General features: G+C 64.2%; 15 protein-coding genes and 2 pseudogenes. 10 read left to right on the top strand and 7 right to left on the bottom strand.

Annotated elements, in window-relative coordinates:
• Window positions 1–119: 119 nt before the first annotated feature.
• From X738_RS69580 to X738_RS69560, 5 genes and pseudogenes are all read left to right on the top strand, one after another.
• Window positions 120–1,531 (top strand): annotated as a pseudogene (locus X738_RS69580) (plasmid partitioning protein); the annotation flags it as partial.
• 249 nt (window positions 1,532–1,780) lie between these two features.
• Window positions 1,781–2,257 carry a hypothetical protein gene (locus X738_RS0142915; protein ID WP_031255936.1) on the top strand — a complete coding sequence of 159 codons (477 nt, stop codon included), beginning with the start codon at window positions 1,781–1,783 and terminating at the stop codon, window positions 2,255–2,257.
• Window positions 2,254–3,144 carry a DUF7007 domain-containing protein gene (locus X738_RS69575; RefSeq protein ID WP_023801732.1) on the top strand — a complete coding sequence of 297 codons (891 nt, stop codon included), beginning with the start codon at window positions 2,254–2,256 and terminating at the stop codon, window positions 3,142–3,144. Before X738_RS0142915 ends, X738_RS69575 begins: the two co-directional genes overlap by 4 nt.
• Entirely contained in the window at window positions 3,141–3,476 is a 336-nt protein-coding gene (locus X738_RS69570) for a hypothetical protein (protein ID WP_023801731.1), read from the top strand. The genes X738_RS69575 and X738_RS69570 overlap by 4 nt, the downstream gene beginning before the upstream one ends.
• Window positions 3,477–3,936: 460 nt before the next feature.
• Window positions 3,937–4,524: a hypothetical protein gene (locus tag X738_RS69560; RefSeq protein ID WP_023801729.1), complete on the top strand. Its 588-nt coding sequence runs from the start codon at window positions 3,937–3,939 to the stop codon at window positions 4,522–4,524.
• Between the two features lie 97 nt (window positions 4,525–4,621).
• On the opposite strand, the gene X738_RS69555 is transcribed toward X738_RS69560, so the two are convergent.
• On the bottom strand, window positions 4,622–5,083 hold the full coding sequence (locus X738_RS69555; protein WP_023801728.1) for a type II toxin-antitoxin system VapC family toxin: 462 nt from the start codon (window positions 5,081–5,083) through the stop codon (window positions 4,622–4,624).
• Window positions 5,080–5,382 (bottom strand): type II toxin-antitoxin system Phd/YefM family antitoxin, encoded by a 303-nt coding sequence (locus tag X738_RS69550; protein ID WP_023801727.1) that lies wholly within the window; start codon window positions 5,380–5,382, stop codon window positions 5,080–5,082. The genes X738_RS69555 and X738_RS69550 overlap by 4 nt, the downstream gene beginning before the upstream one ends.
• Before the next feature lie 68 nt (window positions 5,383–5,450).
• Here X738_RS69550 and X738_RS69545 point away from each other — a divergent pair.
• The 3 genes and pseudogenes from X738_RS69545 to X738_RS69535 form a co-directional block, all read left to right on the top strand.
• Window positions 5,451–5,666, top strand: a pseudogene (locus X738_RS69545) (zincin-like metallopeptidase domain-containing protein); the annotation flags it as partial.
• 918 nt (window positions 5,667–6,584) lie between these two features.
• Complete coding sequence (locus X738_RS69540) at window positions 6,585–6,983, top strand: single-stranded DNA-binding protein (protein WP_023801725.1); 399 nt, start codon at window positions 6,585–6,587, stop codon at window positions 6,981–6,983.
• Window positions 6,984–7,047: 64 nt separating this feature from the next.
• Window positions 7,048–7,317 (top strand): DUF4326 domain-containing protein, encoded by a 270-nt coding sequence (locus X738_RS69535; protein WP_023801724.1) that lies wholly within the window; start codon window positions 7,048–7,050, stop codon window positions 7,315–7,317.
• A gap of 14 nt (window positions 7,318–7,331) precedes the next feature.
• Here X738_RS69535 and X738_RS69530 read toward each other — a convergent pair whose 3' ends face one another.
• The 4 genes from X738_RS69530 to X738_RS69515 form a co-directional block, all read right to left on the bottom strand.
• Window positions 7,332–7,610 carry a WGR domain-containing protein gene (locus tag X738_RS69530; protein ID WP_031255912.1) on the bottom strand — a complete coding sequence of 93 codons (279 nt, stop codon included), beginning with the start codon at window positions 7,608–7,610 and terminating at the stop codon, window positions 7,332–7,334.
• Between the two features lie 214 nt (window positions 7,611–7,824).
• Window positions 7,825–8,103, bottom strand: a complete 279-nt coding sequence (locus X738_RS69525) for an HU family DNA-binding protein (RefSeq protein WP_031255910.1) — start codon at window positions 8,101–8,103, stop codon at window positions 7,825–7,827.
• A gap of 418 nt (window positions 8,104–8,521) precedes the next feature.
• On the bottom strand, window positions 8,522–8,845 hold the full coding sequence (locus X738_RS69520) for a hypothetical protein (protein ID WP_023801721.1): 324 nt from the start codon (window positions 8,843–8,845) through the stop codon (window positions 8,522–8,524).
• A gap of 4 nt (window positions 8,846–8,849) precedes the next feature.
• Complete coding sequence (locus X738_RS69515; RefSeq protein WP_023801720.1) at window positions 8,850–9,536, bottom strand: ParA family protein; 687 nt, start codon at window positions 9,534–9,536, stop codon at window positions 8,850–8,852.
• Window positions 9,537–9,960: 424 nt separating this feature from the next.
• On the opposite strand from X738_RS69515, the gene X738_RS81075 reads away from it, so the two are divergent.
• The gene (locus X738_RS81075; protein WP_023801719.1) at window positions 9,961–10,341 is read left to right on the top strand and encodes a plasmid mobilization relaxosome protein MobC; all 381 of its coding nucleotides are present in this window, start codon (window positions 9,961–9,963) and stop codon (window positions 10,339–10,341) included.
• Window positions 10,342–10,459: 118 nt separating this feature from the next.
• On the opposite strand, the gene X738_RS86270 is transcribed toward X738_RS81075, so the two are convergent.
• Window positions 10,460–10,744: a hypothetical protein gene (locus tag X738_RS86270; RefSeq protein ID WP_198032868.1), complete on the bottom strand. Its 285-nt coding sequence runs from the start codon at window positions 10,742–10,744 to the stop codon at window positions 10,460–10,462.
• Between the two features lie 274 nt (window positions 10,745–11,018).
• On the opposite strand from X738_RS86270, the gene X738_RS69510 reads away from it, so the two are divergent.
• A complete protein-coding gene (locus X738_RS69510) occupies window positions 11,019–12,707 on the top strand; it encodes a relaxase/mobilization nuclease domain-containing protein (protein ID WP_198032867.1) in 1,689 nt (562 codons plus the stop codon).
• Window positions 12,708–12,895 lie beyond the last annotated feature (188 nt).

The raw sequence follows: 12,895 nt of genomic DNA, 5'->3' as shown, positions 1-12,895 counted from the left end.
AGGAAGAAAGAGAGGACTGCTCGCAGATCGGGTGGTCCGCCGACGCTGGCGCTCAATCGCCCCCGTCGCGATTCCGGCCCGTCGTCCCGCGCAGGGCTGGAAGCCCCGCTTGGCCAGCNGATCCGCGCTCGCTCAAGGACAATCCCGACAAGGCGCGCCGTTCCAAGTCCAGCCCGCAGGCCGACGCCCTGCTGCTGGCAACCATCAAGGCCGTCGGCATCGTGCAGCCGCCTGTGGTCGCCGCCGGAACCGAGGGCGGCAATGGCTTCGTCATCGACGAGGGCCATCGGCGCGTCAAGCAGGCGATCGCCGCCGGCCTCAAGGAGATCGCCGTTCTGGTCGTGCCTCGGGCCGTGGATGGCGGCGCCATGCGCTCGCTCGTCACGACGATCGCGCACGAGCAACTCAATCCCGTCGACCAGTGGCGCGCTATCGAACGTCTCGTGGCGCTCGGGTGGACCGAGGAGGCGATCGGCATCGCGCTCGCCCAGTCGGTGCGCCAGATCAAGAAGCTGCGCCTGCTCGCCAATGTGCTGCCGGCGATGCTGGATCACATGGCCAAGGGCGACATGCCCGACGAGCGGCAGCTCCGCACCATCGCGGCCGCCTCGCTCGAGGATCAGAAGGAGGTCTGGAAGGCCAACAAGCCGTCCAAAGGCGACCCGCAGGTCTCGTGGTGGAGTGTCGCCAACGCTCTCGCCAAGACCCGCATGTATGCGCGCGATGCCAGCTTCGGCGACAACCTCGCTCAGGCTTACGGTATCGCCTGGGTCGAGGACCTGTTCGCCCCGGCTGACCAGGACACCCGCTACACCATGGACGTCGACGCTTTCCTCGGCGCCCAGCAGGAATGGATGACGCAGAACCTTCCGAAAAAGGGTGTCATCGCCGAGGTCAGTAACTACGGCGAGGTCAAGCTGCCGCCCAAGGCCGAGCGCGTCTATGGAACGCCGAAGAAGTCGGACCACACTGCGATGTACCTTGACCGCGAGGGCAAGGTAAAGACGGTCCACTTCCGCATGCCCGAGGCCAAGAAGAAGGCCAAGGGTTCGGAAGCGGGCGATGCTGCCGACGAGACGATTGTCGTATCCAAGCCGCGCCCCGACGTTACCCGCAAGGGTATCGAGATGATTGGTGACCTGCGCACCGATGCGTTGCACGAGGCGCTGTCACGGGCACCGATCGAGGACGACACGCTGCTCGCGCTGCTCGTCCTCGCCTTCGCGGGGCAAAACGTCCGGGTCGATTCCGGGACCGGCTGCGATTTCCGCTTCGGTGGTCGCTTCGGTCGGCATGCGGCCGCGCTGTTCGATGCCGAGGGCAAGTTTGCCTTTGGTACCGACACACTGCGCATCGCGCGCCGGTACTGCCCCGCGCCCGCGTGAAGGACACGCGCGCCGCGCTCGTCGAGCACTTCAAGGAGGGCCATTTCGTCCACCCAGCGGCGCTGTTCGCCCCCGATGCGATCAGCCTTGCCGAATGGCTCGCCAAGAGCGCCGTGTCCGAGGTCGAGGACGACGATGTGCCTGACGCTCGAAGGCTCGTGCGCCGATACGCTGACGGGTTCCTCGCCAACATGGGCACGGAGGACTTTCTCTCCTGCCTGTCGCGTCCGGCGCCGAGGACGTCGGCGGCGAGGACCGGGCTCCCGAGGGCGACGAGATCGAGGAGGGCTACCGCGAAGCCGCTGAGTAGCGCCCCGCTTCTTCTTTCGATCGCTCCGCCGCCGCCGGGTTCGCCCGGCGGCGGTTTCGTTTCCAGCCCACCTATGGAGGACCGCATGTCCGCGCACCCGATATTTGAATCCGCGCCGATCGGCGCCATCGTCGCCTGGTCCGACGGCACGCCGCGGCCGCCGGAAGGGCATTCCAAAAAGCTCGCCGCCTGGAAGAACAGCAACAGCCAGGGACGGCTCATCCGCAAACAGGGTGGTCGCGACGCCGGCAAGTTTGGCTCCAGCGGAAGCTTCACTCTGCACGAGGCCGATTTCGGCGCCGGCGGCGTCATCGCCATCCGCGTCCACCGGACCTTCTCGCTCGGCTCCAGCCTTCGCTTCATCATCGTCGAGCGCCCTCCGGTTGGCTCGGTGCGCGTGTTCGACCGTGCTGGTGACCATGCCGAGCTGGTCCACCTCGCTCCCCATCGAGCCGCCGCCCAACACTGGCTGTCGCAGCACGGCTATCCCAAGGCCGTGCTCGAGGACGTCACGGCCGACGAGGCGGCGGCCGATGTCGTCGAAGGGAGGACCGCGGCATGACCCGGATCCTCGAAACCTCACCCCCTTCGACCGAAGTCCCGGATTCGTCCGGGGCCCTTTTTGGGCGCAGCGCCGACGGCATGCTCGTCGCTCTGGTCGGAGAGCATGCTTTCGCGATGGTTCCCACTCGCGACGGCCGGCACTATCTCGCTAGCGGTTGGCGGATTCGCCGGCCCATGTCGGAATGGATCCGGTTGGACTTCTACGGCCATTCCGGCGAGATTGCCGACGAACCAGCCTTCCGAGCGAAAGTGCTGGAACAGGCCCAACATCAGCGCGAGAAGCTGGCGCTCGACCGGCGCGAGGACCGGTCCCCGGCGCATACTCCATGGGGACCGTCACAGGGAGCAACCATCTACGCGGACGGTGTGACCTTCTATTCGACTGCCGGTCACGGCGGTTTCCATGTCTCCCCGGAGCGAAACCGAGAAGTCCTCCCTCTGCTCCGCGCCACTGACGGCTGGTACGAAGAGGACGAACGCTGGGCGATCGTCGCCATCTCCTTTCCGCATCTGTTCACCGCCTTCGAGCGCCGCTGCGCCGAGCGGACCATCAAGGACTCCTGGCCGGACGCGTGGGAAGCGATCTTCGGCACCACCCTTGCGGCGGGCGAGTCCCGCACGAAGGATCAACGTGCCTTCGAGGCGGAGCATGCTGCCGATTGGATCGTCGTTTCAGCGATCACGTCGGACCGGCAGAAAGGGTTCGTCGAATGCGTCGCCACGCCCGGTGGCAAACGCGGCCCCGGCACCGAGGAACGTCGCTTCCTCGTGCCCAGCGGCGAATATGACATCGGCCGGTTCGGTTTCGTCATCGATCCGGACCGTCATCTCGTCTATGCCGGTCCGTCCAGCTTTATCGGCTGGCGGGGGAGGGGGTCGCCATGACTCTCGCGCCCGAGCTGCGCCGTCAGCTCTCCCGCATGGAGGAGGCGCGCCGGCAAACGCAGCGTCAGTTGGACATGGTGGACCGGCAGATCACGCGCCGCATGACCGCGCTGATCCCCGGCCTGCTCCCACGCCGGACGCACTATCGACGCGGCAAGGCAACCGATCCCAGCGCGTTCCTCGAGCGCTACCGATCCCAGCTCGCAGCCCTGACTGCAGAGCGCCAGCCGGAGATCGACGCATTGTCGCGCAAGCTCGCGCGGCAGGAGCAGGCGATCGCCAGATTCCGCTACCGGCAGGGCGAAGCCGCTGACATGAGCGAGCAGGTCTAGCGACGCCGCTGTCCAAGCGACAGGTGGGCGGTGTCGATGCCGCATGCGGCAAACACACGAGCGACCATCGTGCTGATGGTGGTCGCGGCAGCGATACGGCAGGATCGACACGGTGAATTGGCAGATGGTCACAACCGCCTGTCCTTCGGTTCCCATGTCGAAATCGAGGTCCCGTGCCGGTCCTCCCACGGGCTTCATGCGGTCCTGAACCGGCGGCCGTTCGCTTCAAGGCCGCGTTCCGCGCCGCGGGGCGGCCGGATCGAACCGGTCTCGACATGGCAGGCCCGCGTCCTGCGCGAGGGCTGAAGGGCGCCCTGCTTGGCCGCAAACCTACCATGCTCGCCCCGGTCCGCCCGGACCCTGAAGCGCCCGTCATACCGCCGGTTCTGTCGGTCCGCGCCCGAGGGAGGGCCGGCACGGGGCCGGTCCGAGCTTCGGGAAACCGAAGAAGGAAAATGCCATGACCAAGAAAGCCGCCAGTTCCCGCTCCAGCGCCCGCGTCGTCCCGCTCCGCAAGGGCACCACAATCCAGATGGTCCGGCTCGCCTGCCCCGATGCCGCACAGTGCTCCCTCATCTCCGAGAGCTTCGGCCTGCCGGTCCTCGACAGCGACGGCATCCGCGAGCTGCACGAGAAGCTCATCGTCGACACGGCCGCAGCGCTCGACGAGGGACTTGGCGAACGCGCCATGCAGATCCACCTGCAGCGCATCGTCGGAGCATATGTCGGCTCCGCTCATGGCGCCGGCCAATTCTACAGCCGCTCCGTGACCGAGGCCCGCGATGCGACGGCCAAGGCCGCCTGCGATGATCGCGACGAGGATGTCGGTGGCCCGGTCGGCTTCGACAGCGCCGCCCAGCGCAAGCGGGAGTTCGCCGCCGACATGGCGCTCCAGGCCCACGCGCTGCTTATGGCCGCGGAGGGCGCGGTCAATGCCTATGAACAGGTCGTCGGCGAGGTCTGGAAGCCCTTCGAACGGCCGGTGGAGAACCCCGGGCAGAGCGTCGATCGCAAGGCGGCAGAACTCCAGATGGCGGCGCTCCGATGAGCCGCTGACTGCGGCGGGGCTCCGGCCCCGCCTGTCTTTACCTCAGCGATTCGGGGCCCTACCGGGGCCCGCCTCCATTATGCCGCTATTTCGCCCGTCAACTGCGCGGGCTCAATGGAAACTTCTCGACATCGTCATTCCATGGATCGAACACGACCGCACCTGACGGCCTGGTGTCCTTGACGTTCCGCGTCACCAGATAGAGATCGTGCTCGATCGCCGTCGACGCGAGCAGCGTGTCAATCACCGGCGGCGCATGACCACTGGCGCGCTTGCCTGCCCCGGAAATCCGGCCCCAGCGCCGAACGACCTCGTCCTCAAGCGACAGCACGCGACGACCGAACCGCTCCGCCAGCGCATCGCGCGCCGCCATGTAGCGCGGTCGATCCGGATGATCGTCGGGCAGGTTGTGAATGCCCTTGTCGTATTCGGCCAGCGTCAGCACGCTGATATGGAAACTCGTCTCGTCCTGCCCCTCGGCCCAACGCTTCACCGACGGCGCACCCTGCGGATTGATCAGAGCGGCCACGACATTGGTGTCGAGCAGCCATCCCCTCACAGTTCCACGTCCCGGCCGCGATCCATCTCGCGTTCGAGGTTGAGGCCGTCGAGATGCAGGCTCTCCATGAACTGCAAAAAGGGCAGACGGGGTTTCTCCGGCACGAGACGATCGAACTCCTCGACGCTCATCACCACGACTGCGTCATGGCCGCGAACGCTCACACGCTGCGGCCCCTCTTCGCGGGCATGGCGCACCACCTCGCTGAATCGCGCCTTCGCGTCCTCGAGCTTCCACCGTCCTGTCGCCGGACGGGTTGCCGTCCGCGCCTTCTTAGTCACTTGTGTCTGCTTGCCCATCGTCTCACACCTAGTCAGCTAGTCAGACATATAGCACTCGCCCGGCGATGACGCCAGCATCGGCGACAATCGCCGAGCTCGGGAGCTGCTTTCTCTCCGCCGATCTCGGTATCGTGCCGGAGCTCGAGCCGCGTCCGGATCATGCGAGCTATCTCAATTCCTGGTTGAAGGTGCTCGCCGACGACAAGCGGGCGATCTTCTCGGCCGCTGCTCACGCGCAGCGCGCCGTCGCCTTCCTGCACGGCCTTCAGCCGGCGGCCTCGGAAGAACGCGAGGCCGCCTGATGTTCCGCGCATCCATCATCGGCGGGGAAGGTGACGCACCTTCCCCGATCCGACTGCGCGCCCTCTCGCTCGGAGCGGGTGTGCAGCCACGAAGCCATCGAGCTGTCGCGGCTCTGCACGGCGCGGCCTGATCTGTCTCGCGTAATGTTGCGCATGTGGCGCGCCTTCGTCTTCCCGACGCTGTGCCAGGAATGCGGTTTCGTCTGAGCGGTCAGCTATCAGGATGCTGCGATCCATGCCGGCAACTTCTATCGGTTCGACGGCTGGGTGCAGCCCGCCACATCGCAGCGGCATTGATCCGCGCTCAGGCAGGAAAGGTCGCCGTAAGGTGGTCTGGGGCTGGCGCGACGAGGCCAGCGAGCGACGGGGCATCGTGCGATCGGGCTGGTGGCCAGTTCCGACCTCGGCGCCGTCCACCGCCATGATGTCCGTGACTTCGCGCACGGTGCACTCATCAGCCCATGAGGCAGGGCCACATCCCTCGCGGGGACGTTGCCGAGCCCAATGTCGCGGAGCATGTGACGCTGCTCGGCAGCGCCGGCACCCAAGGCCTCATCTTGATGTCAGCCTGCCGGGGGGCAGGGGTCACCGGGTTTCAGCGATCGGCCGCGTCTCGCGGGTCAGGATTCCCGGAACGGCGCGAATGCCGGCAGTGGAAAACGGCTGTGTCAGTCCCGCCCCATCTGAGCTGCCGGTGGATCTATCCCTCCGAAACGAATTGAGCCCCTAAGTCCATTCGGTTTCCGCACGCAACCCCGCGCGGCGGCGGACCGAGTTGGCGCTTCGCGCCTGCCCGCACCACTCCTTGCCTTGGGGGCGAGCCGTCGCGTCCGCTCCGGTTGCAGGCGTCTCCCGCTGTCCTTGGCCGGGTCTCGTTCGGAGGGACGGTCCCCCGGACGAGCAAGATGGAGACAGGAAATGACCAACATCGTTTTTCTCGCCGGCAACATCGGCAACGACCCCGAAATGGTGAACACCCGCGGCGGCACCAAGATCACCGACTTCCGGCTGGCGACCTCCCGCCCGAAGCGGGCCGACGGCAAGGTGGTCAAGGGCGAAAACGGCTACGCCGAGCAGGACACCGAATGGCACCGCATCAAGTGCTTCAACGGCCTCGCGGAGACGGTGCAGAAGCACTGCATCAAGGGCATGAAGGTCGCGGTGCGCGGGCGCATCCACTACACAAGGTGGACGGACAACGACGAAATCGAGCGCTTCAGCTCCGAGATCATCGCCGACGCCATCGACTTCCTCGCCTGGCCCAAGCGCGACGGCGCCGGCAACCAGACCGAGGGCACAGACGACATCCCGTTCTGAGCCCGGATATGATGGCCCCGCCCGCGAGGCGGGGCCATCCCTCATGCAGAAAGGAGCACCGAGGATGTGCAAAGTTCTCAACGCCCGCATCGTCGGGAAAGCGCCTGCTCCCGGGCGCGTCTATATCGGGCGGCCGAGCAAATGGGGAAATCCCTTCGTCATTGGCCACGATGGTTCACGCGAGGAGGTCATCGCGAAATATCGCACGTGGCTCGCGTCGCAACCCGAGTTGCTCGACGCGCTTGACGAACTCCGCGGCAGCGATCTGGTCTGCTGGTGCGCGCCGCAGGGGTGCCACGGCGACGTGCTGATAGAGCTCGCGAACCAGACCTGACCTCTTCGGCCCCGTCACGCCGACAGGGCCGTTTCTGCATGCCGAGCGCCAAACTTGGGTCGATAGCCGCGGCGCCGCTTGGCGCGCAACACTTCCAGGAAAAGGCCCACGGCCTCGCCCTCGTCATCGAAAGAGTGCTGGACCATGCGGCCGGTCGTTCCGATCCGACCCCATCGGCGCACGAGGCAGATCTGCCCGAACAACGTCCCTTCGATCGACAGCGCATAGAACCGGGCCATGTTCCGACTCGCGTCCATGCGTTCGATATAGAGGCGATAGCGTTGCGCAACCATGCCAACAGGATCGCGCAGGCGGAGTCCGCCGTCCAATGACAGCTTTGAATCGTTGGACCCGGATCGATTCATTCTCGTGATGGGTCGTTGGACCGGCACACGCCCCAGGCGCCGAGGTTGACAACGTCGGCTTCCTGCCAATCAATGAAGTCGCGAACCGGAGCCTTCAATTTCTCGACGATCTCGGCCCACCGGAAACGAGCCGCCAGAGCGGTCAGCCGTTCAGCGCATCCTTCACCGCCTTCGCCGGCGCGAAGGTGAGCTTTCTCGAGGCGGCGATTTTGATCGTGGCGCCGCTCGACGGGTTGCGCCCCTCACGCGCCGGCGTATCCTTGACCTTGAACTTGCCGAAGCCCGGTATGCTGGTTTCCGCCCCCGATCGGGCGGCGTCAGAGATCTCCTTAAACACGCTTTCCACGATTGCCTTGGCCTGCGCCTTGCTCAGGCTCTGCTCCGCGGCAATCTTGTCGGCGATTTCGGTTGTCGTCGTCATGATCTGCATATCCTCTGTTGCATCATCCTCGCCTAGCTATGCCTAGCTATAGCAATCAAAACATGCCACTGGAACTCACGGAGCGGGGCGTCGGCAATCCACTGGAAATAGCCGCGGATACCAATTCCAGGATCTTCCATGCTTTGACAAGAGGCGGATGCACACCAGCAGCTTCCGAAATCTCCAAGGTCGACCAACCGTGCGCTGATCTCCTGGGGTTGGCGAACTATCGCGAACGACGCGTCAAGCGCGAAGATATGGTTTGTGGCGCTGTAGGTGCGGCCCGCATCGACGGGCAGAATGGCCCGTCGATGCTCCCAAGCCCCGGTGAGCGTGCTTGAGCACTGTCAAGGTCGCGCGGATCTGCGCCGCAGATCAGTGCGCCGCGAAGCGGTTGCCTTGACAGCGCGAAACGCGGTCACATTTTCGGAAGGCGAGCGGCGTGCTTCTCCAGAAAATCGTTGACCGCTTCAACATAGTAATCGTTGACCCGCCTGCCTTCCGAAGCAGCGAGCAAGCGAAGGCGCCGCTTGTCTTTGGCAGCGACATAGATGGTTGTCGGCTCTTTTTTGTCCTCCCGGAGCGATTTTCCTGCGACAGGATCACGTTTTTCGCCCGCTTCCTTAACCTTGCGGATATCGGTGCCGCTCAGTTCCAGTTTCGGGCGGCTCAGCTTGGGAAGCGCAGGCGAAGCCGGCTGCATCACGCTCAGCAGGGCGTCCTTTTTGGCGTTGTTGTCCATCACGTCACTCCGCTGCGGCCGACCGGTTTGCCTCAATCACATACTGGACAATCTCGGCAAATATCGCCTCGGATTCGACTATCGCCTTCAGGTCCACTCGGCCGCCCGCGTAGAGCGTCGCGCCGGTCTGCATGTCCTTGTAAGCAATGCGGTAGGGCATTTCATCTCCGGCAATTCGTGTGCCGTTTTGCTGGATGATCTCCCGCAAGTCAGCAAGCGCCCTTGCCCGCCTGTCGATGACAGTGTTGTTCGTGAACACATACATCACCGGCAGGGCAAAGCCGCGATTCTCGGCGACCAGGGGAATGTGGCCGTTCACAAGCTGATGTGCGGCGGTAATGTCGTCCATCGCAAGATGCACCGGCACCACGGCGATGTCGGCAGCAAAAAGTGCTGCGGTCAACTCGTCGTTGGTCTTGCCTTCGGTGTCGATGATGACCAGCTTGCCCTTTCTATCCTGTTCCTGGGCGAGCGCGAGGATGTCGGTGGGCGTCGTGACCGCCACGATTTCCAGATTTGGGGGCTTGTTGCCGAAGCGGTCGAGCAGCATCGACCAGCGGTCGATATTCCTGCGCTCGTCGGCGTCGATGACAAAAACTTGGTGGCCTTGGTGCGTAGCGACACTCGCCAGGGCACGCACGAGCGTGGATTTTCCGACGCCGCCTTTTGCCACGGCAACGGTGATGATCATCAGGCTCCGTCCTTCGCTGAAAGCGCTATAGCGTTCTGATTTATAACGTTGCGGCGCTGCAGTTTTCAAGCAATTTGATACTTTAATTTATGCCGCTGCAGAGCCTTGGCGGCATGACGTTACGCCGCCATGAATTACAGCGTTGTGCCGTCGTAACGCTGTGCCATTGTGATGGCGTGCCGCTACAACGGCATAGAGTAATACCGCTATAGAGCTAAAGCATCATTCAATTATAAAGAATGCGCGCGCAGCGGCGCACAGGATAAAGAATGAATTGCTCTGACGGTGGCAATGTCATGATCTTGTTTTTCCCCCATGTTTAAGGTATTTTTTCTTTGGCAGGATAGCGAGATTTGTGGAACAAATCCCTTTTGCGCGCCCGCTTTGCGGGCTTAGGTTGGACAACATGGGGTAAAACAAGGCCGTGCCACGCCAGCGCGTCAGCTACGGAGAAGTCGTCAGGTTCCGCGTCAGCGCCGACGAAAAGGGCGCACTCGCCGCCGTCAGCGAGCGCGAAGGAGTACCGGAATCCGAGGTCATCCGCCGTCTTTTGCGCGCGGAAACGGGGCTGTTTCTGCCGGTGGCCGATGTCGATCGACCGGCGATCGAGGGACTTCAGGAGCAGCTGCGCAAGATCGGCGGCAACCTCAACCAAGCCGTTCGCGCCATGAATGCCGGCCGTGTCGGCTATGAACCAGCGCTCGCCAAAAGCCTCGCAGCACTTCTCGGAATGATGCAGCCGATGAACAAGCGGCTCGCTGACATGGCGCGTCCAGCCCAGGCACGACGGAGTCCGGATCAATGAGCGGGTATTTCACCGAACTGGCGCTCAGCATTGACGCGATGCTTGGCGACAACGCGCCGGCCGTCGAGGCAGGAATAACGGACGAGCTTTCAGAGTCAGAGGAGATTCGGCGACGGGCTTATGCAGCTACTGTCGCGGCCTGGAGCTCACCGGCAGCGGAACCGGGAATTGACGATGCTGCGGCGAGGCGATCGGGCTGGCGTGCCGCGGGGATGGGGAAGGGCAGCGCGAAAGTTTTGTCGAGGCAGCGGCCAGCCGCAGCGGCGGCCGTCCCGCCGAAAGCGAAAGTTGCTGCGCCGGCGGCCGTGAAGTTCGCCGCCACCGGAATTTCAGCGCCAAGCCCGCCCGCAGCGCCGCTCACGGCACCGGCGGCAGTTGCGAGCCCGAGGGACTCGGTAACCATTGCCGCCACTCTACGGCCGTTTGCGGGACAAAATGACCCGATCGCTGTTTTCACCAAAGTCGCAGCACTTTCGGTCGCCAACGACGAGGATGAAAGACGGCGAGGGGGAGGGGGTGGCGGTGGCGGCCGCCCAGTCCCGACCGCTGTCGCAAAGACCACGCGCGGACCAAGCCACGCGCAGGCGATCGCGGCGCGCGCCGCAATCGCGGCCGGGGCGCAGCCGGCGGNGTTCAAGGTCATTTCGACCGCCGGGACGAAGGGTGCTGCCGGCGCCTTGCTCGAATATCTCGGCACCAGGCCCGATGAGGGCGGCAAAAAACACGATATCGAGGTTTTCACGAGTTCGGGGCTCAGCGTCGAGACTCGCGAGCAGCGGCGGGTGCTTCTGGATGAGTGGCAGGAAGATTTTCGCGAGCCGTTCCAGAACACGAATTTTATCGAGGTCGACGTCGAGCTCTCCGGCGATCCCGGCCAGGATGAACTGCACGACGCGTTGAACGCCGGGTTCGGCAGCAAGCCCTTCGTCTATGCGCGGGCCGGCCACACCGCGAAGGTCTATGCCTACACCGACATGAAAGCTGCCGCGCTGGCCAAAGCGTTGCAGAGGGCCGATCACCAAAACGGCAGGAGCCGTATCTTGCAACGCGCGGATGACGGGATCACGGCCCGGCTGAAGGACGCTGGTGTGGCCGGCAAGGCCGAGATCAAAGCGGCCGTCTCGAGCGAAAGAGGCGGCCAATATTTTTTGCAGAAATTCATTCGCGCCAACGCCGGCGTGATCAAGTCCGACGGTGACGAGCTGCCTGCCGGCCAGCGCGCGGACAAGGCCGCGCAAGCCCTGTACGCGTCGTGGAAGGCGGATTTCAAGACGGTGGAGCCACGCAACGTCTATCACGTCGTCTTTTCGGCGAGGGCCGGCACAGACGCGCGTGCGTTGCTGCGCGCGGCCGAGAACGTGCTTGCCGAAAAGATTCCCGACCACAAATGGGCGATCGCGCATCATCCTGAGACCGGGCACGTCCATGTGCACGCGATGATCCTGGCGCGCTCGGAAAGTGGCCGGCAGCTACATTTCAGCCAAGCGGACCTTTACGACTTGCGCGCAGCATTCGCCGAAAAAGCCCGCGAGGAGGGGATTGCCATGGTTGCGACCAGCCGCATGGACTTTCCCGCTTCGCGGCCGTTCAATATGCGCCAGGCCGGGGCGTACGAACGATCGAAGCGGGACACGCGTTACTCTGTGTCGCCGACGATCGCTGAGCGCGTCGAAGCGAAGCGGCAGGCCATTTTTGAGGCAAAGACAATTGCCGCCTATGAGGCCGGGATTACGCGTGGCTGGCAGCTGACCGCCACTATGACGCGCGAGGCTATGCCCGGGTTGCAAGCGGACACAGCCGCCAATGCATTTTCGGCTGCGATCGCCGAAGTCGCGGCCGTTCAGCGGGCCGAACTTCGCGCGGCGCCGGCATCAGGCGGGGAGGAGACATCGCTATCGCCGTCGATCGAAAAAGTTGATACTCTAATTAATCTAACCAATCACATACAGGAGATCGTGAGCATGGGATTTTCGCCGCTCGAACTTCGCCGGAAGATCGCGGATGTCAACAAAGCCTTCGATCGGATCGAAGGCTCCTTGTCGAAGAAGGAGGACAAGCATGAGCTTGCCGGTATCCGCGAGGAAATGGACGACCTCCTGAATGAACGGCTGAATGATGTGCGGGTGCAGGCGGCCACAGGCGCAACCGTGGCCACTGATACGGAGCGCGACGAAGGCCGCCTACTGCGCGAAAAGGGCCAGCAGGCCAAGACACAGGACCGCGCGAACGAGCAAAACCCACGGCAGCCCGACAAACGGGCCGCGCCGGGCTCCGCGGCGGGAAAGAAGGCCGAGCAGCAGGTGGACCGTGTTGAGCGCCAAAACCGCGACACGCAGCGCTCGTTGGACGATGACCGGGAGCGTTGACTCCGGACGGCGGACCGTTCGCGTCGATACGCAGGAGGCACGGCACGGCGGAACGAAGTGCGCAGCTGGTGTTGCCTAGGGCTGTAGGGGATACCTTGCACTGGCGCGTGATCCTCGCTCAGCGTGAAGGCCATCACGCATTCGAGCGACATCTCATTTTTGCGGAAGGTATCGAGGATCTCTACTGC

The organism is Mesorhizobium sp. L48C026A00, assembly GCF_000502375.1.
Classification (GTDB): domain Bacteria; phylum Pseudomonadota; class Alphaproteobacteria; order Rhizobiales; family Rhizobiaceae; genus Mesorhizobium; species Mesorhizobium muleiense.
Note: the sequence above shows the minus strand (reverse complement) of the source record. Positions and strands in the feature narration are given on the sequence as shown.

What these genes read in the sequence shown, in the direction of transcription:
- X738_RS0142915 (WP_031255936.1), top strand. Translation starts at nt 1,781, where the DNA reads ATGTCCGCGCACCCGATATTTGAATCCGCGCCGATCGGCGCCATCGTC.
- X738_RS69575 (WP_023801732.1), top strand. Translation starts at nt 2,254, where the DNA reads ATGACCCGGATCCTCGAAACCTCACCCCCTTCGACCGAAGTCCCGGAT.
- X738_RS69570 (WP_023801731.1), top strand. Translation starts at nt 3,141, where the DNA reads ATGACTCTCGCGCCCGAGCTGCGCCGTCAGCTCTCCCGCATGGAGGAG.
- X738_RS69560 (WP_023801729.1), top strand. Translation starts at nt 3,937, where the DNA reads ATGACCAAGAAAGCCGCCAGTTCCCGCTCCAGCGCCCGCGTCGTCCCG.
- X738_RS69550 (WP_023801727.1), bottom strand. Translation starts at nt 5,382, where the DNA reads ATGGGCAAGCAGACACAAGTGACTAAGAAGGCGCGGACGGCAACCCGT.
- X738_RS69540 (WP_023801725.1), top strand. Translation starts at nt 6,585, where the DNA reads ATGACCAACATCGTTTTTCTCGCCGGCAACATCGGCAACGACCCCGAA.
- X738_RS69535 (WP_023801724.1), top strand. Translation starts at nt 7,048, where the DNA reads ATGTGCAAAGTTCTCAACGCCCGCATCGTCGGGAAAGCGCCTGCTCCC.
- X738_RS69530 (WP_031255912.1), bottom strand. Translation starts at nt 7,610, where the DNA reads ATGGTTGCGCAACGCTATCGCCTCTATATCGAACGCATGGACGCGAGT.
- X738_RS69525 (WP_031255910.1), bottom strand. Translation starts at nt 8,103, where the DNA reads ATGACGACGACAACCGAAATCGCCGACAAGATTGCCGCGGAGCAGAGC.
- X738_RS69520 (WP_023801721.1), bottom strand. Translation starts at nt 8,845, where the DNA reads ATGGACAACAACGCCAAAAAGGACGCCCTGCTGAGCGTGATGCAGCCG.
- X738_RS69515 (WP_023801720.1), bottom strand. Translation starts at nt 9,536, where the DNA reads ATGATCATCACCGTTGCCGTGGCAAAAGGCGGCGTCGGAAAATCCACG.
- X738_RS86270 (WP_198032868.1), bottom strand. Translation starts at nt 10,744, where the DNA reads ATGGTTACCGAGTCCCTCGGGCTCGCAACTGCCGCCGGTGCCGTGAGC.